This window comes from Caballeronia grimmiae, from assembly GCF_022879615.1.
In the GTDB taxonomy this organism is placed as follows: domain Bacteria; phylum Pseudomonadota; class Gammaproteobacteria; order Burkholderiales; family Burkholderiaceae; genus Caballeronia; species Caballeronia grimmiae.
Genome location: NZ_CP084271.1, coordinates 2,425,544 through 2,447,901 on the forward strand (window position 1 = coordinate 2,425,544; position 22,358 = coordinate 2,447,901).

18 protein-coding genes are annotated in these 22,358 nt (G+C 64.0%); 8 read left to right on the forward strand and 10 right to left on the reverse strand.

Annotation, left to right across the window (positions count from 1 at the left end):
• Positions 1–8: 8 nt before the first annotated feature.
• The 5 genes from glyS (at position 9) to gloA (ending at position 4,960) form a co-directional block, all read left to right on the forward strand.
• Entirely contained in the window at positions 9–2,108 is a 2,100-nt protein-coding gene (gene glyS / locus LDZ21_RS11635; protein ID WP_244793462.1) for a glycine--tRNA ligase subunit beta, read from the forward strand.
• Between the two features lie 3 nt (positions 2,109–2,111).
• On the forward strand, positions 2,112–2,663 hold the full coding sequence (gene gmhB, locus LDZ21_RS11640) for a D-glycero-beta-D-manno-heptose 1,7-bisphosphate 7-phosphatase (RefSeq protein ID WP_035961503.1): 552 nt from the start codon (positions 2,112–2,114) through the stop codon (positions 2,661–2,663).
• A 32-nt stretch (positions 2,664–2,695) separates the two neighbouring features.
• The gene (locus LDZ21_RS11645; protein WP_244793463.1) at positions 2,696–3,469 is read left to right on the forward strand and encodes a lysophospholipid acyltransferase family protein; all 774 of its coding nucleotides are present in this window, start codon (positions 2,696–2,698) and stop codon (positions 3,467–3,469) included.
• 92 nt (positions 3,470–3,561) lie between these two features.
• Positions 3,562–4,452: a M48 family metallopeptidase gene (locus tag LDZ21_RS11650; RefSeq protein WP_244793464.1), complete on the forward strand. Its 891-nt coding sequence runs from the start codon at positions 3,562–3,564 to the stop codon at positions 4,450–4,452.
• A 121-nt stretch (positions 4,453–4,573) separates the two neighbouring features.
• A complete protein-coding gene (gene gloA / locus LDZ21_RS11655) occupies positions 4,574–4,960 on the forward strand; it encodes a lactoylglutathione lyase (protein WP_244793465.1) in 387 nt (128 codons plus the stop codon).
• An 89-nt stretch (positions 4,961–5,049) separates the two neighbouring features.
• On the opposite strand, the gene LDZ21_RS11660 is transcribed toward gloA, so the two are convergent.
• Positions 5,050–5,775: a FadR/GntR family transcriptional regulator gene (locus LDZ21_RS11660; RefSeq protein ID WP_244793466.1), complete on the reverse strand. Its 726-nt coding sequence runs from the start codon at positions 5,773–5,775 to the stop codon at positions 5,050–5,052.
• Between the two features lie 103 nt (positions 5,776–5,878).
• Between LDZ21_RS11660 and dgoD the strand changes: the two genes are divergently transcribed.
• Positions 5,879–7,027 carry a galactonate dehydratase gene (gene dgoD, locus LDZ21_RS11665; RefSeq protein ID WP_244793467.1) on the forward strand — a complete coding sequence of 383 codons (1,149 nt, stop codon included), beginning with the start codon at positions 5,879–5,881 and terminating at the stop codon, positions 7,025–7,027.
• Between the two features lie 10 nt (positions 7,028–7,037).
• Here dgoD and pabB read toward each other — a convergent pair whose 3' ends face one another.
• From pabB to hrcA, 8 genes are all read right to left on the reverse strand, one after another.
• Positions 7,038–8,837, reverse strand: coding sequence for an aminodeoxychorismate synthase component I (gene pabB / locus LDZ21_RS11670; RefSeq protein ID WP_244793468.1), 1,800 nt, complete (start codon positions 8,835–8,837; stop codon positions 7,038–7,040).
• Positions 8,838–8,881: 44 nt separating this feature from the next.
• Positions 8,882–10,024, reverse strand: a complete 1,143-nt coding sequence (gene dnaJ / locus LDZ21_RS11675) for a molecular chaperone DnaJ (protein WP_035961517.1) — start codon at positions 10,022–10,024, stop codon at positions 8,882–8,884.
• A gap of 263 nt (positions 10,025–10,287) precedes the next feature.
• Positions 10,288–12,249 carry a molecular chaperone DnaK gene (gene dnaK / locus LDZ21_RS11680; RefSeq protein ID WP_035961522.1) on the reverse strand — a complete coding sequence of 654 codons (1,962 nt, stop codon included), beginning with the start codon at positions 12,247–12,249 and terminating at the stop codon, positions 10,288–10,290.
• A 188-nt stretch (positions 12,250–12,437) separates the two neighbouring features.
• Positions 12,438–12,827: a thioredoxin family protein gene (locus LDZ21_RS11685; RefSeq protein WP_244793469.1), complete on the reverse strand. Its 390-nt coding sequence runs from the start codon at positions 12,825–12,827 to the stop codon at positions 12,438–12,440.
• A 23-nt stretch (positions 12,828–12,850) separates the two neighbouring features.
• The gene (gene grpE, locus LDZ21_RS11690; RefSeq protein ID WP_244793470.1) at positions 12,851–13,453 is read right to left on the reverse strand and encodes a nucleotide exchange factor GrpE; all 603 of its coding nucleotides are present in this window, start codon (positions 13,451–13,453) and stop codon (positions 12,851–12,853) included.
• Positions 13,454–13,938: 485 nt separating this feature from the next.
• Positions 13,939–14,346, reverse strand: coding sequence for an Hsp15 family ribosome-associated heat shock protein (locus LDZ21_RS11695; protein WP_244793471.1), 408 nt, complete (start codon positions 14,344–14,346; stop codon positions 13,939–13,941).
• 25 nt (positions 14,347–14,371) lie between these two features.
• Positions 14,372–15,439, reverse strand: coding sequence for a ferrochelatase (hemH, locus tag LDZ21_RS11700; RefSeq protein ID WP_035961533.1), 1,068 nt, complete (start codon positions 15,437–15,439; stop codon positions 14,372–14,374).
• Between the two features lie 160 nt (positions 15,440–15,599).
• Positions 15,600–16,616, reverse strand: coding sequence for a heat-inducible transcriptional repressor HrcA (gene hrcA, locus LDZ21_RS11705; RefSeq protein WP_035961537.1), 1,017 nt, complete (start codon positions 16,614–16,616; stop codon positions 15,600–15,602).
• Between the two features lie 199 nt (positions 16,617–16,815).
• On the opposite strand from hrcA, the gene LDZ21_RS11710 reads away from it, so the two are divergent.
• Positions 16,816–17,709 (forward strand): NAD kinase, encoded by an 894-nt coding sequence (locus LDZ21_RS11710; protein ID WP_035961539.1) that lies wholly within the window; start codon positions 16,816–16,818, stop codon positions 17,707–17,709.
• A gap of 34 nt (positions 17,710–17,743) precedes the next feature.
• Complete coding sequence (recN, locus tag LDZ21_RS11715) at positions 17,744–19,396, forward strand: DNA repair protein RecN (protein ID WP_244793472.1); 1,653 nt, start codon at positions 17,744–17,746, stop codon at positions 19,394–19,396.
• 47 nt (positions 19,397–19,443) lie between these two features.
• Here recN and glnE read toward each other — a convergent pair whose 3' ends face one another.
• Positions 19,444–22,239 carry a bifunctional [glutamate--ammonia ligase]-adenylyl-L-tyrosine phosphorylase/[glutamate--ammonia-ligase] adenylyltransferase gene (glnE, locus tag LDZ21_RS11720; protein ID WP_244793473.1) on the reverse strand — a complete coding sequence of 932 codons (2,796 nt, stop codon included), beginning with the start codon at positions 22,237–22,239 and terminating at the stop codon, positions 19,444–19,446.
• Between the last annotated feature and the right edge of the window lie 119 nt (positions 22,240–22,358).

Consider the following 22,358-nt stretch of genomic DNA (forward strand, 5'->3'; position numbering starts at 1 on the left):
ACAGAACAATGACGCAAACCCATCACGCTTCCCTGCTCGTCGAGCTGCTGACCGAAGAACTGCCGCCGAAGGCGCTCGCGCGTCTCGGCACCGCTTTCGCCGAAGGCGTCGTCGAGCGGCTCGCTGCGCGCGACCTGATCGAAGGCGCGCCGTCGTTCGAGAAATACGCGACACCTCGCCGCCTCGCCGTGCTCATCAAGAACGTGCGCGATGTCGCGCCGGAAAAGCAGGTGCGCGAAAAAGTGCTGCCCGTTTCCGTCGCGCTCGATAAGGAAGGCAAGCCCACGCCGCCGCTCGCGAAGAAGCTCGCGGCGCTCGGCTTCCCCGACTTCCCGCTTGCCGAACTCGAGCGCGCGCAGGACGGCAAGGCCGAATCCTTCTTTCTGCGCTACGCGGCCCCCGGCGCCAAGCTCGCCGATGGCCTGCAAGCCGCGCTCGACGAAACCCTCGGCAAGCTGCCGATTCCGAAGGTGATGACGTATCAGCGTCCCGACGGCACGAATGTGCAGTTCGTCCGTCCGGTGCAGCGCCTCGTCGCCCTGCATGGCCGCGACGTCGTGCCGGTGAGCGCGCTCGGCGTCGATGCGGGCGATACGACCATCGGCCATCGGTTCATGTCGCAAGGCTTCGTGCCGATCGCCCATGCCGATGACTACGCCGAAACGCTGCGAACCAAGGCCCACGTCGTCCCGAACCTCGATGACCGCCGCGAGTCCATTCGCACGCAATTGCAGGCGTTCGCGGGCGAAGATCGTGTCGTGATGCCGGAAGCGCTGCTCGAAGAAGTCAACGCGCTGGTCGAATGGCCGGTCGTGTATCAATGCCGCTTCGACGAGGAATTCCTGCAAGTGCCGCAGGAATGCCTGATCCTCACGATGCAGACGAACCAGAAGTATTTCGCGCTCACCGATCATCACGGCAAGCTGCGCTCGCGCTTTTTGATCGTGTCGAATATCGACACGAAAACGCCGGGCGAGATCATCGAGGGCAACGAGCGCGTGGTGCGCCCGCGCCTCGCCGACGCCAAGTTCTTCTTCACGCAGGACAAGAAGAAGCGCCTCGAAGAGCGCGTGCCGCTGCTCGCCAACGTCGTGTATCACAATAAGCTCGGCTCCGCGCTGCAACGCGTCGAGCGGCTGGAAGCACTCGCGGGCGAAATCGCGCCGATGATCGGCGTCGATGCCGCGCTCACCCGCCGCGCCGCGCGTCTCGCGAAGGCGGACCTGCTCACCGACATGGTCGGCGAATTCCCGGAACTGCAAGGCACGATGGGCACGTACTACGCCCGCCACGACGGCGAACCGGAAGAAGTCGCGCTCGCGTGCTCGGAGCACTATCAGCCGCGCTTCTCCGGCGACGACACGCCGTCGACCGGTGTCGGTTGCGCGGTGGCGCTCGCGGACAAGCTGGAAACCATCGTCGGCATCTGGGGCATCGGCCTCGCGCCGACCGGTGAGAAAGACCCGTTCGCGCTGCGCCGTCATGCGCTCGGCGTGCTGCGCATCCTGCTTGAAAAGAAGCTGCCGATCGATCTGCGCAATCTCGTCGCAGCCGCTCAGCGTCAGTTCGCCGGCATGCCGCAGGTCGCGGATTCGACCGAAGCGGTCTATGCGTTCTTCCTCGACCGTCTACGCGGCCTGCTGCGCGAGCGCGGTTTCGAAGCCAACGACATCGAAGCCGTGCTGAGTCTCAACCCGACGCGCCTCGACGACATCGTCGCGCGCCTCGACGCCGTGCGCGAATTCGCGTCGCTGCCGGAAGCCGCGTCGCTTGCGGCGGCCAACAAGCGCATTTCGAATATCCTGAAGAAGTCGGAGCAAGGCGCGCCCGCATCGGTGAATCCGGACCTGCTCGTGGAAGCGGCTGAGAAGAATCTGTACGCGCAGATCCAGAACGTGACGCCGCGCGTGCAAAGCCAGCTCGCCGCGCGCAACTACACGGAAGCGCTGACGGCGCTCGCCGCATTGCGCGAAAGCGTCGACACGTTTTTCAACGACGTGATGGTGAACGCGGAAGACGCCGCGCTGCGCAACAACCGTCTTGCGCTTCTGCAGGCGCTGCATCAGCAGATGAACTGCGTGGCCGACATCTCCAAGCTCGCGGCCTGAGCCATGAACAGACGACTCGTCATCCTCGATCGCGACGGCGTCATCAACGTCGATTCCGACGCGTTCATCAAGTCGCCGGACGAATGGGTCGCCATTCCCGGCAGTCTCGAAGCCATCGCGCGGCTCAATCAGGCGGGGTATCGCGTGGCGATTGCATCGAACCAGTCGGGCATCGGGCGCGGCTTGTTCGACATGGCCGCGCTCAACGCGATGCATCAGAAGATGAATCGCGCGGCCGCGGCAGTCGGCGGACGCATCGACGCGATCTTCTACTGTCCGCATACCGCCGAAGATCAATGCGATTGCCGCAAGCCGAAGCCGGGGATGCTGCAGCAGATCATCGACCGCTTCGAGATCGATCCGGAAGATACGCCCGTCGTCGGCGACTCCCTGCGTGACCTGCAGGCGGGCGCCGCGCTCGGCTTTCCGGTACATCTCGTGCTGACCGGCAAAGGCGAGAAAACCCTCGCGGAAGGCAAGCTGCCCGCAGGCACCCTGGTTCACACCGATCTGCGCGCCTTCGCGCTCGACTTCCTCGCGCGGCATCAGGACTGATCGCCGGCCCCGTCACGACTTGCTGAGACTTCATGCGCTTCATCCGTTCGTTGCTGTTGATGCTGTACTTCGTCATGTACACGGTGCCGTATGCAATCGCCTGCTTTATCGCGTTTCCGTTCATGCGCGCCGACAAGCGCTACTGGATGGCGGCCGGCTGGTGCAAGTCGACGATCGTCGTGCTGCGTCATCTCGTCGGCATCCGCTATAGGATCGAAGGCGCTGAGAATCTGCCCGATGGCCCCGCCGTGCTCCTGTCGAAGCATCAATCCGCGTGGGAGACGCTGGCCTTTCCCGCGCTGATGCCGCGTCCGCTCTGCTATGTGTTCAAGCGCGAATTGCTGTATGTGCCGTTCTTCGGCTGGGCGCTCGGGCTGCTGAAAATGGTGCACATCGATCGCACGCAAGGCCGCGATGCGTTCGCATCCGTCACGCGCCAGGGCCGCGCACGAATGGACGACGGCGCATGGGTCATCATGTTCCCCGAAGGCACGCGCACGCGGGTCGGCTCGCAGGGCAAGTACAAGACGGGCGGCGCGCGCTTCGCCGTCGCGACGGGCGCGCCTGTCGTGCCGATCGCGCATAACGCCGGGCACGTGTGGCCGCGCAATTCGTTCATCAAGTATCCGGGTATAGTCACGGTGTCGATCGGCAAGCCCATCGATACCACTGGTCTCTCGCCCGAAGAAGTGAATGTGCGCGTCGAGAGCTGGATCGAAACGGAGATGCGCCGTATCGATCCGCTCGCCTACGCCACGTCGAACGCGCAGCCGCAACGGGCGGGCGCTGCGGGCACGGGCCGCTGACGCGGTTCGCCTCCAGAGCTTCGAGCCGGTCGAGCCGCGTGCCCTATTCGTTCTTCTCGTCATTCCTGCGCCGGGAGCGCAAAGCCGAGCCGATGCAGAAGCCTCCCTCGCGACAGCGCCCCGCCGTCGCGCTCGATACCCTGCAACTCGATCTTCCGTTCGAGCATGCGCCCGCGACCGCGCCCGCTCCCGCGCCGCCTTCTCCACGCGGCAACGTCCCGTCTGGCGAACTGTCGAAGCCCAAACCGCTTCCCGAAGGCGTGCGTCAGCGCCGCGTGCTGTTCGGCGCTCAGGCGCTCGACTATCGGCTGAAGCGCTCGGCACGGCGTACCATCGGCTTCTGCATCGATGCAACCGGTCTCACGATCACCGCGCCACGCTGGGTGACGATCGCGGATATCGAAACTGCAATCGGCGACAAGCAAGGCTGGATTTTTCGGAAGCTGGCCGAGTGGCAAACGCGCGTCGAGCAGCGCGCGCTGCCGCGCATCGAATGGCAGGACGGCGCGGAGTTTCCGTTTCTCGGCAAGACGATTCGCGTGTCGCTGAATCCGTCCGCGAGCACGCCTTCCTTCGATGCCGACACCAACGTGCTCGCACTAGCCCTGCCCGCTTTCGCCGATGCGCAGCAGATCAAGGATCGCGTGCAAGGCTGGCTGCAGAGCGAAGCGAAGCGCATCTTCGGTGAGCGGCTCGCGGTATATGCCGAGAAACTGGGCGCGGAATATCGGGCTTACGCGCTGTCATCGGCGGCGACGCGCTGGGGCAGTTGTTCGAGCGATGGCAAGATTCGCCTCAACTGGCGGCTGATTCACTTTCCGCTGTCGATCATCGATTACGTCGTCGCGCACGAACTCGCGCATCTGCGTGAGATGAATCACAGCCCGCGTTTCTGGAAAACGGTGGAGTCCATCTTTCCGGAGTTTCGCGAGGCGCGCCATACGCTCAAGCATCATCCGCCGGATCTGCTGCCTGCGTTGTAAGCCGATGAGCGCCGTCAGCGCGGGTTTGCATCGAACGGTACAATTTTGCACGAACCCGCAATGCCGGCGAGTGCGACGAGTTCAGGAATCGCGCCGCCGCCAACACAACAGGAACCTCATCATGCGACTTCTCCACACGATGCTGCGCGTCGGCGACCTGCAGCGCTCCATCGACTTTTACACCCGGATTCTCGGCATGAAGGTGCTGCGCCAGAGCGAGAACACCGAGTACAAGTACACGCTCGCATTCGTCGGTTATGGCGATGAAAGCGAACACAGCGTGCTCGAGCTCACCTATAACTGGGGCGTCGAAAAGTACGAGATGGGCAACGCTTACGGCCACATCGCGCTGGAAGTGGATAACGCCGCCGAAGCTTGCGATCGCATCCGCAACGCGGGTGGCCGCGTCACGCGCGAAGCCGGCCCGGTGAAGGGCGGCACGACGGTAATCGCCTTCGTGGAAGATCCGGACGGCTACAAGGTCGAACTGATCGAAAAGCATTCGTGATCTGATCGATTGCTGATCGGCAAATGCTTGCGCGCTGGCGATGCGATCGCCGCGCGCATTTTTTTGCTCGCTGAAACACGCGCGCCACGTCACCCTTCGATACGCGCTCGCGTCACTCCAAGCAGATCGGACATTGCGCGGCGTGCAGCCTCCGCGTCGCGTGCGACGATCGCCGAGAAGACCGCTGTATGCTCGGCCAGCGAGGCGTTGAACACTTCGGCGCGCTTGGCGTTCAGGCGCAACTGACCTTCGAGCGTCCGTTCGATGAGCACGCCCAGCGGAACGAGCAACTCGTTGCTGCAAGCGGCCAGCACGCACAAGTGGAACTCGAGATCGGCGCGCACCCACTCGTCGACGTTCTGCGCCTCCACCATCGCGCGATGCGCTCTCTCGAGCTTGCCGAGCGCGTGTGCGTCGTGGTTGCGCGTGGCGAGCGCTGCGGCATACGGCTCGATCATCTCGCGCATTTCCTGGAGCTTGAGTGCGAAGTGCATCGGCGGAGCGACGCGCGAATACCAGTGGAGCATGTCGGCGTCGAGCAGGTTCCAGGCTTCTCTCGGCCTCACACGCGTCCCGATCTTCGGGCGCGACTGAATCATCCCCTTCGATGTCAGCGTGCGCAGCGCCTCGCGCAATACCGTTCGGCTTACGCCGAACCGTTCCATCAGTTCAACTTCCCGCGGGAGAGACGAACCGGGCACGAAATCGCCGCGTAGTATGGCCGTGCCCAGTTCGTACGCCACGCGGCCATGAAGATCGCGGTGAATGATGAACTCCTTCGTCGTGCTATCGATACCCGCGCGATTATCCGCCATTTCGTCGGCTGAAAGAAGGCTGCTTCCGGCCGAAACAATACTATTAATCAGTTCACCGCGCCGAGTTTGAGCTACCATAAGAGCCTCGCCAGGAGACGCTTGCATGAAAATCACAAAACTTGAAACTTTCGTTGTTCCGCCGCGTTGGTGCTTCCTCAAAATCGAGACCGATGAAGGCATCACCGGCTGGGGAGAACCCGTCGTCGAGGGACGCGCGCATACAGTGGCCGCCGCCGTCGACGAACTCTCGGACTATCTGATCGGCAAGGATCCGCGCCATATCGAAGACTTATGGCAGGTGATGTATCGCTCGGGCTTTTATCGCGGCGGCCCTATCGGCATGAGCGCGATTGCAGGCGTCGACCAGGCGCTGTGGGACATTCTCGGCAAGCATCACGGCGTGCCGATTCACGCGCTGCTCGGCGGCCAGGTCCGCGACAAGATCAAGGTGTATTCGTGGATCGGCGGCGACCGTCCGAGCGATGTCGCGAACAATGCGCGTGCGGTTGTCGAACGCGGCTTCAAGGCCGTGAAGATGAACGGCTCCGAAGAACTGCAGATGATCGACACGTTCGACAAGGTTCAGGGCGTGATCGACAACGTGCGCGCGGTGCGCGAGGCGGTCGGACCGAACGTGGGCATCGGCGTCGACTTCCACGGGCGCGTGCACAAGCCGATGGCGAAGGTACTTGCAAGAGAACTCGATCCGTACAAGCTGATGTTCATCGAGGAACCGGTGCTGTCGGAGAACGTCGAGGCGTTACGCGATATCGTCAATCAGACGAGCACGCCGATTGCACTCGGCGAGCGGCTCTATTCGCGCTGGGACTTCAAGCACATTCTGGCGGGCGGTTATGTCGATATCATTCAGCCGGACGCGTCGCATGCGGGCGGGCTGACCGAATGCCGCAAGATCGCGTCGATGGCCGAAGCCTACGATGTCGCGCTCGCACTGCACTGCCCGCTCGGGCCGATCGCGCTCGCGACCTGCCTGCAGATCGACGCCGTCAGCTACAACGCGTTCATCCAGGAACAAAGCCTGGGCATCCACTACAACACGGGCAATGACCTGCTGGATTACATCAGGAATCCGGAAGTCTTCAAGTACGACGACGGCATGGTATCGATTCCGCAAGGGCCCGGGCTTGGGATCGAAGTGAATGAGGAGAAGGTGCGCGAGATGGCGAAGATCGGGCATCGCTGGCGCAATCCGGTGTGGCGTCACGCGGATGGCAGCGTCGCCGAGTGGTAACGCGCCCGGACTAGTGCGTGAGGCGTGCTTTCACCGCGCCGCGCAGCGCGTTGGTGATGAGCATGTCTTCGGCGCGGTCGAGATCGGCTGGCACTAGCCGGCGTTCTTCCGCGCCGAGTTTTTCGATGACCACGGCGCGCATCACGCCCGGCAGCACGCCGGCGTCGATGGGCGGCGTGCACCACGTCCCGTCCAGCTTCACGAAGATGCTAGAACGGCCGCCTTCGGTGAGTTCGCCGCGCTCGTTCGTGAACAGCATGTCGAACGCGCCTTCGGTTTCGGCGGCCTTCCACGCGCGGTCGTAGTCGGCGCGGCGCGTCGTCTTGTGGCGAAGCAGCGTGTCGCGCGATGATTGCGCCACAAAGCCGCGCTCCGACGCGAGCAGCACATTCACGGTTTCCGACGACAACGGCGCAAGCGGTGCGCTGGTCATCGAGATGCGCCCGCGCTTGTCGAGCGCGATGCGCAATCGATACGGCTTGCCTTCATGGAAGCCCGCGCAGTGTCGCGCGACTTCAGCATCGAGCTCACGTTCGTCGAACGCAAAATCGAAATACGCCGCGCTTGCCTTCAGCCGCGCCACATGACGCGCGTAGTGGCGCACGCCTTCGCTGCGCGTCGCGTACGTCGTCTCGAAGAGTTCGCAGCCGGGGTCCGCACCGGTCAGAAAACGCGCCTTCAACAGACACTCGTCGTACTCGTTCGCGGACACGCTATCCAGCACGATGCCCGCGCCAATGCCGAGCACGCCGCGTTCGCCGGTGGCGTCGATGACCAGCGTGCGAATCGCGACCGACAGACAGAAGTCGCCGCCTGCATCGAGCCAGCCGATTGCGCCGGTATAGAGACCGCGCGGCGTGCTTTCGATTTCATCGATGAGCTGCATCGTGCGGTACTTCGGCGCGCCAGTGATGGAGCCGCATGGAAACAGCGCGCGGATGATCGCCGCGAACGGCGTGCCGGGCGCGACGCGCGCTTCGACCGTCGACGTCATCTGCCAAACGGACGCATACGGTTCGACTGAAAACAGCGCGGGTACATGCACCGACCCCGTGACCGCGACGCGCGAGATGTCGTTGCGCAGCAAATCGACGATCATCACGTTTTCCGCGCGGTTCTTCGGATCGTCGTGAAGCGCGGCGGGATCGGTGTCGCGGGGCGCGGTGCCTTTCATCGGGCGGGCGCGCAGTACATCGCCGTGCTTTTCGATGAACAACTCCGGCGAACACGACACAAGCGCGCGTCCGCCGGGCATTGCGATCAACGCGCCATAGCGCACCGGCTGACGCTCGCGCAGCCGTCGATACAAAGCTAGCGGCGTGCCGAACACATCGAACGCGAGCCGGTACGTGAAGTTGATCTGATACGACTCGCCGTCCACCAGCGCCTGCTGAATGGCGGCGATGGCGGCGTCGAACTCGTCGCGCGTGACGCTCGGCTCGATGCCGGCCACGCCTGCCATCGACGGCGCTTCCGAATGGCCGTCTTGCGCGGTCAGCCACGCGCTGGCTTCGTCACGCGACAACGCCGTGCACGCGCGGAACATCAGCACGCGCAGCGCATGATCGCCGCCGCGCCCGATCTCGCCGAACTGCAGATTGCGCCCGAACTCATAGTCTGCGACCACGACCGCATGCAAGCCGCCTTGCAGATCGCGCTCGATGTCGGCGCAGACCGCATCGAGCGAGCGGCCGTCTTCACAGACGTGCTCGTGCGAGAAGTCCGTGTACAAACGACTCGACCGCCTTTCGGCGGTCGCGTCGCAATCGTCGAGCAGCGCGAATGCAGCGCTGCGTGCTTCGATCTTCATGGCCATGCTCGCATGATGCAGGCGCGCGTCAGTGCGAAAGCGCGTCAGTCGAAGAAGCTCTTCACGCGATCGAACCAGCTTTTGCTTTGCGGGCTATGCCGCGCGCCGCCTTCCGTCAGCGACTTCTCGAACTGCTTGAGCAAGTCGCGCTGCTGCTCGGTGAGCTTGACCGGCGTTTCCACCTGCACGTGCACGTAGAGATCGCCTGCGATGCTCGACCGCAATCCCTTGATGCCCTTACCGCGCAGACGGAACGTCTTGCCCGACTGCGTGCCTTCCGGCACCGTGAAGCTCGCGCGGCCCGCGAGTGTCGGCACTTCGATCTCGCCGCCGAGCGCCGCCGTCGTGAACGGAATCGGCATCTGGCAGTGCAGGTCGTCGCCGTCGCGCTCGAACACCGCGTGCTGCTTGATGTGGATCTCCACGTACAAGTCGCCGCTCGGACCGCCGTTGATGCCCGGCTCGCCGTTGCCCGCCGAGCGGATACGCATACCGTCGTCGATGCCGGCCGGAATCTTCACTTCCAGCGTCTTCGTCTCCTTCACCTTGCCCGCGCCGTGGCAGTTCGTGCAGGGATCGGGAACGTAAGTGCCGCTGCCGTGACACTTCGGACACGTCTGCTGGATGCTGAAAAAGCCCTGCGACATCCGCACCTGGCCCTGTCCGTGACAGGTCGGGCAGGTTTCCGGCTTCGTGCCCGGCTTCGCGCCCGAACCGTGACAGACGTTGCAGTTGCTCCAGCTCGGCACGCGAATTTGCGTGTCGTAACCGTGCGCCGCCTGCTCCAGCGTGATTTCCATGCTGTAGCGCAGGTCCGCGCCGCGATACACCTGCGGGCCGCCGCGTCCGCCGCGCGCACCCGCGCCCGCGCCCGCCGCCTGTCCGAAGATGTCGCCGAAGATATCGCCGAAGGCATCGGCAAAACCGCCGAAGCCTTGCGCACCCGCGCCCGCCATGTTCGGATCGACGCCCGCGTGACCGTACTGGTCGTAAGCGGCGCGCTTCTGCTGATCGGAGAGCATCTCGTAGGCTTCCTTCGCCTCCTTGAAGTTCTCTTCCGCTTTCTTGTTGTCCGGATTGCGGTCAGGGTGATACTTCATCGCGAGCTTGCGATACGCCTTCTTGATCTCGTCGTCGCTCGCGTTCTTCGCGACGCCCAGAACGTCGTAGTAATCCCGTTTCGCCATGTCGGTTCCATGCCGTCGCGCTTGGCCGCGACGGTTCCTCTCAGATGCCTCGGGTCAAACGACCCGCGCGTAACCTCTGACGCCCCGCTCTCGTATGCCACTCCTGAGCAGGACGCCCCAAAAAAGCAACGTGCCCGGGGAGCCAAAAAGCTCGCCAGGCGCGTTCCACGTCAGACGCTCGACGCGTCCCGGTCCTGTTCGCGCCGATGCATCGCGCGAAAGACCGCGGGCGCGTGAACGTTGCCATCCACGCGCCCTGCGGCTTAGTCCTTCTTCACTTCCTTGAAGTCGGCGTCGACGACGTCGTCATGCTGCTGGCTCGCACCAGCCGATGCCGACGAAGCCGCTTCCGCGCCGGCAGCACCCGCTGCCGCACCGGCCGCACCTTGCTGCGCCTGCATGTCGGCGTACATCTTTTCGCCGAGCTTCTGCGAAGCCTGAGCCAGCGCCTCGACCTTCGCTTCGATCGTGGCCTTGTCGCTCGAGCTGTTCTTCAGCGCGTCTTCGAGGTCCTTCAGCGCCGCTTCGATCTTTTCCTTCTCCGAAGCGTCGACCTTGTCGCCATACTCGGCAACCGCCTTCTTCGTGCTGTGGACCAGCGCGTCGCCCTGGTTGCGGGCATCGGCCAGTTCGCGCAGCTTGTGATCTTCCTCGGCGTTGGCTTCGGCGTCCTTCACCATCTTGTCGATTTCGGCGTCCGTCAGACCCGAGTTCGCCTTGATGGTGATCTTGTTCTCCTTGCCCGTCGCCTTGTCCTTCGCGCCGACGTGCAGAATGCCGTTCGCGTCGATGTCGAAGGTCACTTCGATCTGCGGCACGCCGCGCGGTGCGGGCGGAATGCCTTCGAGGTTGAATTCGCCGAGCAGCTTGTTGCCCGCGGCCATTTCACGCTCGCCCTGGAACACCTTGATCGTCACGGCGCCCTGGTTGTCGTCCGCCGTCGAATACACTTGCGCGTGCTTCGTCGGGATGGTCGTGTTCTTGTTGATCATCTTCGTCATCACGCCGCCGAGCGTTTCGATGCCGAGCGACAGAGGCGTCACGTCGAGCAGCAGAACGTCCTTGCGGTCGCCCGACAGAACCTGGCCTTGAATCGCGGCGCCCACGGCCACGGCTTCGTCCGGGTTCACGTCACGGCGCGGTTCCTTGCCGAAGAATTCCTTGACCTTCTCCTGCACCTTCGGCATACGCGTCATGCCGCCGACGAGGATCACGTCGTCGATGTCGCCGACCTTCACGCCCGCGTCCTTGATCGCGATGCGGCATGGTTCGATCGTGCGCTCGATCAGTTCTTCGACGAGCGCTTCCAGCTTGGCGCGCGTGAACTTGAGGTTCAAGTGCTTCGGACCCGACGCGTCGGCCGTGATGTACGGCAGGTTGATGTCGGTCTGAGCCGTCGACGACAGTTCGATCTTCGCCTTCTCAGCCGCTTCCTTCAGGCGTTGCAGCGCGAGCACGTCCTTCGACAGGTCGACGCCCTGCTCCTTCTTGAACTCGCCGATGATGTAATCGATGATGCGCTGGTCGAAGTCTTCACCGCCGAGGAACGTGTCGCCGTTGGTCGACAGCACTTCGAACTGCATTTCGCCGTCCACATCCGCGATTTCGATGATCGAGATGTCGAACGTGCCGCCGCCGAGGTCGAACACGGCGATCTTGCGGTCGCCCTTTTCGGCCTTGTCGAGACCGAACGCGAGCGCGGCTGCCGTCGGCTCGTTGATGATGCGCTTGACTTCCAGACCGGCGATGCGGCCCGCGTCCTTGGTTGCCTGACGCTGGCTGTCGTTGAAGTACGCCGGAACCGTGATGACGGCTTCCGTCACCGGCTCGCCGAGGTAGTCTTCAGCGGTCTTCTTCATCTTGCGCAGCACTTCAGCCGACACTTGCGACGGCGCGAGACTCTTGCCGTGCGCTTCGACCCATGCGTCGCCGTTGTCGTGCTTGACGATCTTGTAGGGCATCAGGTTGATGTCCTTCTGCACTTCCTTTTCGTCGAAGCGGCGGCCGATCAGGCGCTTCACCGCGTACAGCGTGTTCCGCGGGTTCGTGACCGACTGACGCTTTGCAGGCGCGCCGACGAGAATCTCGTTGTCATCCATGTACGCGATGATCGACGGCGTGGTGCGCGCGCCTTCCGAGTTCTCGATGACCTTGACCTGATTGCCTTCCATCAGCGCCACGCACGAATTCGTGGTGCCGAGGTCGATGCCGATGATTTTGCCCATTTTTTATACTCTCCTAGCTTTGATCGCTTTGGCGCTGCGGCCGGAACACGCCGGCTTTTGCGGCCGATTCAACGGGCCGAACGCCCAAAATTCATACCTGTACGCAAGATAGGAGCGCCGATTTCGTTTTCAAGACCCTGAATGCGATGCGGTCTATAACTTTTTCGATTTCCTGCCGTTTCTTGCGCCTAACTTCCCGCTGCGGCGACTTTTTCGCGCGCCGCGTTCACTGCCGCCTCGAACTGCGCGATGCCGTGCCAGCCGGTTGCCCGCCCGAGCCGCTTGCCCCGATGAAAGAAGAACCACGTCGGCACGCCATGCAGCAGGAATCGGCGGCCAAGCTCGCGATGCTCGTAGACATTGCTGTGGAACCACTTGAGTCCGAGCGCGCGGATGGCGTCGGGCTGCGCGAGCATCGCTTTCTTGGCGATTTCGCAGTTGAAGCAGTCGAGGCCCCAGAAGAACACCACGGCCAGTTCGTCTCCCGCTGACGCCAGACCGGCGTCGAAGCCGGCAGCGTCGAGTTCCTGCATACCGAATTCGGAGAACGCGGTGGCATCGACGGGAATGTTGGCCATGAGCGAGTCTCGCGGCTGTCTATTTACTTCGGTGCGGCGACGGTCACGAGCGCCGGACGCAGCACGCGGTCCGCGATGATGTAGCCCTTTTGCAGCACGGCCACGACGGTGTTCGGCTCCTGGTCCGCCGGCACCATGGAAATGGCCTGATGGCGATGCGGATCGAACTTCTCGCCGACCGGGTTCAACGCGATGACGCGGCCTTTCTCCAGTGCGCTGGAAAGCTGGCGCAGCGTCAGGTCGACGCCCTCGCGCACTTTCGCGACGTCCGTCGACTGGTCGGCCAGCGCCGCTTCGAGGCTGTCGAGCACCGGCAGCAGATTTTCCGCGAAGTTTTCGATGGCGAACTTGTGAGCCTTGGCCACGTCTTCCTGAGCGCGGCGGCGCACGTTCTCCGTTTCCGCCTTGGCGCGGAGAAATTCTTCCTGCAATGCGGCCACCTTGGCCTGTGCTTCGGCGAGCGCCGCTTCGCTTCCGTTCGGAGCGGCTTGCGTTGCTGCGTCTGCGGCTGCCTGCGTTTCCGGCGCGGCTTGGGTGGTCGCCTGAGTCGGATCGGCGGCCTGGCGCGCGGTTTCGTCGGCGGGCGTCGGGTTCTGGCTCGCTGAATTCTCTTGCGTGTTTTCCATGTCGCTGAATGTTATTTCTGTGAGTGAGTCGGATGAGAAGCGCCGCCATTGCTGCATGGGGCCGCGCTTCGTAGCACTAGCGCCGGAATTTGGGGCGCCAGAAGCATTTTCAAGGCTTCTTACGACGAATTTTGTGCGCTGGACACCACAGCGCGCCGGGCCGGAAACAGCCGGTAACGCACGCCGGTGAGAAACAGATTGAGCGTAGCGATGCCGTCGCCTACACTTCGAAAAGGCATCGCAGGAAGCACGTTTACCCTTATCCTACGATTGCTTCAAACCGCTTACGCCTCGCCCGTTTCCTGACCTCGTCCGGTCGAAAGACCGCTCAGCCCGCATAGCCGGGGGTACCATGAAACTGACCTTTGCTGTCGCGGTGGTCGCCCTGGTACTGACCGCGGGCACGACCACCATATGCTTGTCCGGTGCACTGACCGCCCGTAACACCGAGTACGGAGGCGTTCATGCGACCCTGGAAGAGTTCTTTACTCCGACCCAGAAAACTTATCGATGATGCGGCGATCCCGCTTCGTCGGCCTGCCCTGCATGCCGGCCGCCGGCTCGCGATACGTCTTGCGGCGTTCGGCTTCCGCGAGCCGCTTCGTGCGGCCTTCCTCGGTTTCGGCGTAGAGCGTCTGCGCAACCGGCGCGGGACCGCGCACGTCGCAAAGGCCGAGCACTTCGACCTGCCAGACGATCCGCTCGATATCGATCTCGACGATATCGCCCACGCGCACGTCCTTCGACGGCTTCACGTTCGCGCCGCCGATCCTGACGCGACCCTTTTCCACCGCATCGCTCGCGAGGGAGCGCGTCTTGAAGAAGCGCGCCGCCCATAGCCATTTGTCGATGCGCAAACGCGCGCCGGGTTCCGTCGAAATCTTGTAGTTCATGGCGATTCTCTTGCGATGACCGGGTTCAGGCGGCGACCGTCACCGGTTGCGCGCCCTGCACCGGCCATCCTTGCAGATGTTGTGCCGCAATCTCGCCGAGCGCCTTGATCCATGCCGGCGATGCGTTCAGGCAAGGAATGCGGTGGAACTGTTTGCCGCCCGCCTTCAGAAATTCGTCGCGCACCTCGATGCCGATTTCCTCGATCGTCTCGAGGCAATCCGCCGTGAAGCCCGGGCAAAACACGTCGACGCGCCCGACGCCGGCTGCGCCCAGTTCCGCCAGCGTCGGCGCAGTGTAGGGCTGCAACCATTCCGCGCGGCCGAAGCGCGACTGGAACGTCACGCGGCATTCGACCGGCGTAAGCCCGAGCGCGGCAGCGAGCAGCGAACCGGTCAACTGGCACTGGTCGTGATAAGGGTCGCCGAGGTCCATCGTGCGCTTGGGCACGCCGTGGAAACTGAGCACGAGCTTGTCGCCGGCGGAGAAGTCCGGCTGGCCGTGAACGCGCCAGTATTCGCGCACCTGTTCGGCGAGCGCCGAGATATACGCCGGATGATCCGCGTAATGACGAATCGTCCGGATCTCGGGCTGGTTACGCACGCGCTTGAGCGCCGTGAAGGCGTCGTCGAACGCGGTGGCGGTCGTCGACGACGAGTATTGCGGATACATCGGCACGAGAAGAATGCGGTCCGCGCCTTCGAGCTTCATCTGGTTGAGCATTGCGCCGATGCCCGGCGTGCCGTAGCGCATCGCGTAATCGACGATCACGTGATAGTCGTTCGCCGCAAAAAGCCGCCGCAGCTGTTCGACCTGCTTCTCCGTGTACACGCGCAACGGCGAGCCTTCCGGCAGCCAGACCTGTGCGTACTTCTTCGCCGACGCACGGCTGCGAAACGGCAGGATCGCGCCGCGCAGAATGATCTGCCAGATGAACGACGGAATTTCGACGACGCGCGGGTCCGACAGAAACTGCGCCAGATATTTGCGCACCGCTCGCGGCGTGGGCGCGTCCGGCGTGCCGAGATTGATCAGCAGCACAGCGACGCGATGTGAAGCGCTGGGCTGCGAAGGCAACTCGAGGTCGAAACGCATAGGGCAAGGCGGCCGGAAGGCATCGAAAGGTGAAGGTCATTATAGCGGCGCGTTCCGGCGCGCATCATTGGCCGAATGGCCTAGTGGCGGCGCGCCTCTACGACGCGGCATGATGCACGGAAGTGCCGCGCTGCTGCTCGTGATTGCGGGTTGATGCTGACTACTGCTGACTGAGCGACATCGACAGCAGCCGCGCGGTGATGTCGACGATGGGAATCACGCGGTTGTAGGCCATGCGCGTCGGGCCGATCACGCCGAGTGTGCCGACGATCTTGCCGTTCACTTCGTACGGCGCGGTCACGACGCTCATTTCCTCGATCGGCACGAGGTTCGACTCGCCGCCGATGAAAATTTGCACGCCTTGCGCGTGGCTCGACACATCCAGCAATTGCAGGAGGCTCGTCTTTTGATCGAACAAGTCGAAGAGTTTGCGCAGGCGCGCCATGTCGGAAGACAGGTCCGCCACTTCCAGCAGGTTGCGCTCGCCGGAAATCAGCACCGTTTCGCCGGGATCGGCTTCCGCCGTGCTCGCGACGACCGCCGCCTGCATCAGCGTGGTCATGTCGCCGCGCAACTGGTCGATTTCCTCGCGCAGCCGGCGGCGCACTTCGTCGAAGGACAGGCCCGCAAAATGCGCGTTGATGTAATTGGAGGCTTCGGTGAGTTGCGAGGGCGAGTAGTCGCGCTGCGTGGCCATCATGCGGTTCTGCACGTCGCCCTCGGGCGTCACGATGATCAGCAGAATGCGCTTGTCCGACAGCCGCATGAATTCGATCTGCTTGAACATGTGACTGCGGCGCGGCGTGAGCACCACGCCGGCGAACGACGACAGGCTCGAGAGCACGCTCGCCGCCGCGGCGACGATTTTCTGCGGCTCCTGGCCTTGCAGCCGCGTCTTGACCGCGGTGGTCATCGCTTCGTCCTGCGGCGCCTCGACGGTCAGCATGGTGTCGACGAACAGCCGGTAGCCGCGCGGCGTCGGAATGCGGCCTGCCGACGTATGCGGACTCGCGACGAGCCCCAGGTCTTCCAGGTCCGACATGACGTTGCGGATGGTCGCGGGGCTGAGTTCGAGACCGGAATGCCGTGATAACGTGCGCGAACCGACCGGCTGACCTTCGGCGATGTAGCGCTCGATCAGCGTCTTGAGGAGGGTTTGTGCACGTGGGTCTAGCATGGGCAAATTTTAGCGCAACGTGTCGGGGCGCGACGACCGCCGCCGCCGCTTCGATGTCACGAGCGCAAGCACGCGTGACCCGTTCAATGTCTGTTCCATTCTAACGAGAATCGAACCGTGCGCCGACGTCGCGGCATGTCGTCCGTCGCTGCGGGCGGCCCCGGTTCTTTTCGCCTTCCACCTATGGTGTAATGCCGGCATGGAAATTGGCCAATTCAAGACCGTCGCCCTCGTCGGGCGAACCAATACACCCGGTATCGAGGCGCCGCTGAGATCTCTTGCGGAGCACATTGCGAACCAGGGGTTCGAAGTCGTGTTCGAAGAAGGCACCGCGAAGGACGTGGGCGTGACGGAGTACCCGGCGTTGTCCATCGCGGAGATCGGCGCGCGCGCGGACGTCGCGGTCGTGCTCGGCGGCGACGGCACCATGCTGGGCGTCGGCCGGCAGCTTGCGCCGTACAAGACGCCGCTCATCGGCGTGAATCACGGGCGGCTCGGGTTCATCACGGATATTCCGCTCACCGAGATGCGCGAACGGGTGCCGCAGATGCTCGCCGGCCAGTTCGAACGCGAGGAGCGTACGCTGCTCGAAGCGCGCATCGTGCGCAACGACAAGCCGATCTACCACGCGCTCGCCTTCAACGATGTCGTCGTGAATCGCAGCGGCTTTTCCGGCATGGCCGAGCTGCGCGTCTCCGTCGACGGTCACTTCATGTACAACCAGCGCTCGGACGGGTTGATCGTCGCGACGCCGACCGGCTCCACGGCTTATGCGCTGTCGTCTGCCGGGCCGATACTGCATCCGCAACTGCAAGGCTTCGTGCTGGTGCCGATTGCGCCGCATTCGCTGTCGAACCGGCCGATCGTCCTGCCCGACGATTCGAAGGTCACGATCCAGATCATCGGCGGCCGGGACGTCAACGTGAATTTCGACATGCAGTCGTTCACCGCCGTCGAACTGAACGACGCCATCGAAGTGCGGCGCTCGCGCCATACGGTGCCGGTGCTGCATCCGGTCGGCTACAGCACGTACGCCACGCTGCGCAGGAAACTGCACTGGAACGAGCATCCCTCGCAGGACTCGTCCGTCTGACGCAATCTCGCTGAACCCTCATCCCGAAGCGTCCATGCTCCGTCATCTCTCTATTCGAGACTTCGTTATCGTTGCCGCGCTCGACATCGAATTCGATTCGGGCTTCACGGTTTTTTCGGGTGAAACCGGCGCGGGCAAGTCGATCCTGATCGACGCCCTCGCCCTCACGCTCGGTGCGCGCGCCGACGCGAGCGTCGTGCGAACCGGCGAGGCGCGCGCGGACATCACCGCCGAGTTCGGCACGCACGCGCAAGCCGCGCGCTGGCTGGACGAGCACGCGCTCTCGCAGGATGGCGACACGGTGATGCTGCGTCGCGTCATCGACTCCAGCGGACGCTCGCGGGCGTTCATCAACGGGACGCCGGCGACGCTTGCGCAACTGCGCGAAGTCGGAGAGATGCTCGTCGATATTCACGGCCAGCACGCCCATCAGCTATTGATGCGGCCGGATGCCCAGCGAGAGCTCTTCGACACGCACGCCGGCATCACTGAAACCGCGAATGCAGTGAGCCGCGCCTGGCGGACGTATCGCGAGGCGCAGCAGGCCGTCGACGCCGCGCAGAGCCGCGATCGCGAGCTGCAACTGGAGCGCGAGCGTCTCGCGTGGCAGTTGAGCGAATTCGACAAGCTCGCGCCGCAGCCGGGCGAGTGGGAGGAAGTGAGCGCGGAGCATCATCGGCTGTCGCATTCGGCGAGTCTGATCGACGGCGTGCAGAGCGCCCTCGGCGCGCTTTCAGAATCCGACGAGGCGATGATCTCGCAGCTCGGCGCGATCACGTCGAAATTGCGCAGCCTCGCGGATATCGATCCAGCGTTGAACGACGTGCTGGCATCGCTCGAACCCGCCGAGATTCAGTTGCAGGAAGCGGCTTATTCGCTGTCGCACTATGCGCAGCGTCTGGAGCTCGATCCGGACCGGCTCGCGCAAGTCGAAAGGCGCATGGAGCAATTGCACTCGACGGCGCGCAAGTTCCGCCTGCAGCCGGAAACGCTGCCGGAAGAACACGAAACGCGCCGCCGCCAGTTGGCCGAACTGGACGCCGCAGCCGATCTCGACGCGCTCAACGCCGCAGCGGACAAGGCGAAGGAAGCCTATCTCGCCGAAGCGAAAGTGCTGTCGAAGGCGCGCGCAAAGGCGGCCAAGGCGCTCTCGAAAGCGGTCACGGAAGGCATGCAGGAATTGTCGATGGCGGGCGGCAGCTTCGATGTCGCGCTCGTGCCGCTCGCGGAAGGCGGCGCGAACGGGCTGGAGCAGATCGAATTTCGCGTTGCCGGTCACGCGGGCGTCGCGCTGCGGCCGCTGGCGAAGGTCGCGTCGGGCGGCGAGCTTGCGCGGATCAGCCTGGCGCTCGCGGTGATTGCAAGCACCGCCAGCCCGACGCCGACGCTGATCTTCGACGAAGTGGATACGGGCATCGGCGGCGGCGTGGCGGAAGTGGTCGGTCGGCTGCTGCATCAGCTCGGACGCGATCGTCAGGTGCTGTGCGTCACGCACTTGCCGCAAGTGGCCGCGCGCGGCGATCAGCATTTTCAGGTGGCGAAGTCGTCCGACGATGCGCGCGGCACCGTCAGCACGGTCACGCCGCTCGACAAGGCGAGGCGCATCGAGGAAGTCGCGCGGATGCTCGGCGGCATCGAAATCACCGCGACGACGCGCAAGCACGCGAAGGAGATGTTGGCTGCGTGAGGTGCGAGGCGCGGACGGCACGAATATTCCGCTACCGTCCAGCTCCCCTACTCAGCCACTTCCGCGAACACTCTCGTCCACAACCTCGTCACCGCCTCCCGCTCCTCGCGCACGCTTTCCGGATCGACCCGCGCCTTTTCCATCCCGTCGAGCCGCAGCGTGTGCTGCAGCTTCCGGTATCGCCGATACGCCGCGCCGATCGTTTCCGCCTCGTCGCCGGCGATAAGTCCGCTGCGCGCCGCAATCTTCAGCAGCGTGATATTGCCCGCATTGCGCACAAACTCGCGATGCGTCCGCGCATGCAGCAGCACCCAGTACTGCACGATGAACTCGATATCGACCATGCCGCCACGATCGTGCTTCAGATCGAACAGTTCCGTGCGATTCGGATGCCCCGCCAGCACGCGCTCGCGCATCGCGACGATCTCGCGTGCGAGCGCCGCAGCATCGCGCTCGGTGTCGAGCACGTCGGCGCGAATCGATTCGAACTGCGCGCCGATGTCCGCATCCCCCGCGCTGAAACGCGCCCGCGACAGCGCCTGATGCTCCCACACCCACGCGGTATTAGCCGCATCGCCTTCGCGAATCTGATAGCGGCGGAACGCGTCGAGGCTCGTCACGAGAAAGCCCGACTCGCCATTCGGCCGCAGCCGCAAGTCCACGTCGAAAAGCGTGCCCGCGCCGGTCGACGCCGTGAGCCACGTGATGAGGCGGCGCGCGAACATCGCGTAGATGTCGGCGGCGGCATCGTCGGGGTCGTCGTAGAGAAAGATGATGTCCAGGTCCGACGCGTAGCCGAGTTCCTTGCCGCCCAGCTTCCCGTACGCGATGACCGAAAAGCGCGGCGTCTCGCGATGCCGCTTCGGGAACTGCTTCCACACCGTCTGCACGGTGACGTCGAGCACGGCGTCGGCGAGTTCCGACAGCCGGTCGCTCACGTGCTCGACACTCAGCCGCCCGGCCAGATCGATCAGCAGAATGCGGAACACTTCAGCCTGATGCGCGTGCCGCAGCAAGTCCATCTGATGCTCGGCATCCTCGGCGGCGGTGAGACGCGCCAGCAGCGAGCGTTTGAATTCGGGCCAGTCGAACGGGCTCGCGATGGCTTCGTCGTCGAGCAATTCGTCGAGCAATTGCGGATGCCGGATCAGATAACCGGCCGCCCAGCGCGAACCCGACAGCACCGACAGCACGCGATCCAGCGCCGCCGGATATTCCGTCAACAGCGCGAGATACGCGCCGCGCTTGGCCGTGGCTTCGAGCAGATCGAACAGACGCGCGATGGTGTCGCCACGACGCGCGGGGTCGATCGACTGCACCGCTTCGAGCGCGCGCTGCGCCACGATATCGAAGCGCTCGCGGCTTCTCTCGGGCAAGCCGGCGTAGCGCGATGAATTCCACACGCCGGTCAGCCGCGCGAGTACAGGCGACGGGTCCGCGAAGCCCAGTTCCTTCAGGCGCGAGGCGAGTTCTTCCTGCGCGGAATCGTCGGCGAGGGCGCTGCTCCAGATCCACGATGCGGCTGAATCGTCGGCCACGCCGCAGCCGTTTTCGCCGCTCACTTTGTCGGCGAAGATCGCATCGAACTGCTGTTCGACGAACTCGCGATGCGCATTCAACTTCGTCATCAGCGCCGCGTAATCCGCGAAGCCGAGCGACGACGCGAGCAGCGCGCGCTCGTCGTCGGCGACGGGCATCGCATGCGTCTGCGCGTCGTTGCGATACTGCAGCCGATGCTCGACCGTGCGCAGAAACAGATATGCGTCGGTGAGCCCATCGCGCACGGCGGTCGAGACGAGCCCATGCGCCTCCGCGCGCTCGAGCACCGCGAGCGTCGGCCGGATACGAAAATCGGCAGCCTGTCCGCCGCGAATCAACTGGAACACCTGCGCGCTGAACTCGATTTCGCGAATGCCGCCGCGCCCGAGCTTGATGTCGTCGGCCTTGTCGGGGCGCATCGACGCGCGCCGCCGCGCTTCCTGGCGAATCTGCTGATGCAGCGAGCGAATCGCCGCGATCACGCCGTAATCGAGATAGCGGCGATAGATGAACGGCGTCGCGATGGACTCGAGCTGCTTCGCGAGCCGTTGCGCGGAATCGCTCTCGCGCTCGGAAACGAGCCGCGCCTTGATCCACGCATAACGCTCCCATTCGCGGCCCTGCACGTAGAAATACTCTTCGAGCATGCCGAGGCTGCAGACGAGCGGACCGGAATCGCCATTCGGACGCAGCCGCATGTCCACGCGAAACACGTAGCCATCCTCGGTGAGTTCCGCCAGCGCGCCGATCAGCCGCCGTCCGAGCCGCGTGAAGAACTCCTGCGTCGTCAGCGGGGAGCGCTTGCCGCCCGCCGTTTCGCCGTCCTCTTCGTAGACAAAGATGAGGTCAATATCCGACGACGCATTCAGTTCGCGCCCGCCGAGCTTCCCCATGCCGACGACGCCGAGCGTCAGCCGTTCGCCGTCCGGTCCGCGCGGTTCGCCAAACAGCGCTTCCAGATCCGCCGACAACACCGCAAGCGCGCGTTGAATCGTGACTTCGGCGAGATCCGTCATTGCGCCGGTGACTTCGGCGACATCGGCCGCGCCCGACAGGTCGCGTTCCATCACGGTGCAAAAAACATCGGTGCGCAGCCGGCGCAACGCGGTCTTCAGCGCGGCTTCGTCTAGCGCGCCGCTTTCGCCGCAACGCGTGCAAAGTTCCTCGAAACGCGCTTCGATCCATTCGCGCGTGACGGGCGTCTGCGCCCACTCCGCCACGAGCGTCGGAAGTTCGGGACGCGCCGCATAAACACGCGCCGCATAGTTGGAGTAGCCGGAACTGCGCAGAGTCACATCGGTCATGAATGGTTAGGCTCGCTCGTTGCTTTGGGTCGTTTGCTGCTTGCCGATGCTGTCGCCCGGCTGCACCGCCGGGCCTCGCCGGATTCGCCGCGAGGCTTGCGGGACGCGGCTTTCCGGGC

Coding starts and splice junctions, on each gene's coding strand:
- LDZ21_RS11645 (WP_244793463.1), top strand. CDS start 2,696: ATGCGCTTCATCCGTTCGTTGCTGTTGATGCTGTACTTCGTCATGTAC.
- glnE (WP_244793473.1), bottom strand. CDS start 22,239: ATGACCGATGTGACTCTGCGCAGTTCCGGCTACTCCAACTATGCGGCG.
- LDZ21_RS11660 (WP_244793466.1), bottom strand. CDS start 5,775: ATGGCGGATAATCGCGCGGGTATCGATAGCACGACGAAGGAGTTCATC.
- hrcA (WP_035961537.1), bottom strand. CDS start 16,616: ATGCTAGACCCACGTGCACAAACCCTCCTCAAGACGCTGATCGAGCGC.
- grpE (WP_244793470.1), bottom strand. CDS start 13,453: ATGGAAAACACGCAAGAGAATTCAGCGAGCCAGAACCCGACGCCCGCC.
- LDZ21_RS11650 (WP_244793464.1), top strand. CDS start 3,562: ATGCAGAAGCCTCCCTCGCGACAGCGCCCCGCCGTCGCGCTCGATACC.
- pabB (WP_244793468.1), bottom strand. CDS start 8,837: ATGAAGATCGAAGCACGCAGCGCTGCATTCGCGCTGCTCGACGATTGC.
- recN (WP_244793472.1), top strand. CDS start 17,744: ATGCTCCGTCATCTCTCTATTCGAGACTTCGTTATCGTTGCCGCGCTC.
- gmhB (WP_035961503.1), top strand. CDS start 2,112: ATGAACAGACGACTCGTCATCCTCGATCGCGACGGCGTCATCAACGTC.
- hemH (WP_035961533.1), bottom strand. CDS start 15,439: ATGCGTTTCGACCTCGAGTTGCCTTCGCAGCCCAGCGCTTCACATCGC.
- LDZ21_RS11685 (WP_244793469.1), bottom strand. CDS start 12,827: ATGGCCAACATTCCCGTCGATGCCACCGCGTTCTCCGAATTCGGTATG.
- LDZ21_RS11710 (WP_035961539.1), top strand. CDS start 16,816: ATGGAAATTGGCCAATTCAAGACCGTCGCCCTCGTCGGGCGAACCAAT.
- dnaK (WP_035961522.1), bottom strand. CDS start 12,249: ATGGGCAAAATCATCGGCATCGACCTCGGCACCACGAATTCGTGCGTG.
- dnaJ (WP_035961517.1), bottom strand. CDS start 10,024: ATGGCGAAACGGGATTACTACGACGTTCTGGGCGTCGCGAAGAACGCG.
- LDZ21_RS11695 (WP_244793471.1), bottom strand. CDS start 14,346: ATGAACTACAAGATTTCGACGGAACCCGGCGCGCGTTTGCGCATCGAC.
- dgoD (WP_244793467.1), top strand. CDS start 5,879: ATGAAAATCACAAAACTTGAAACTTTCGTTGTTCCGCCGCGTTGGTGC.
- glyS (WP_244793462.1), top strand. CDS start 9: ATGACGCAAACCCATCACGCTTCCCTGCTCGTCGAGCTGCTGACCGAA.
- gloA (WP_244793465.1), top strand. CDS start 4,574: ATGCGACTTCTCCACACGATGCTGCGCGTCGGCGACCTGCAGCGCTCC.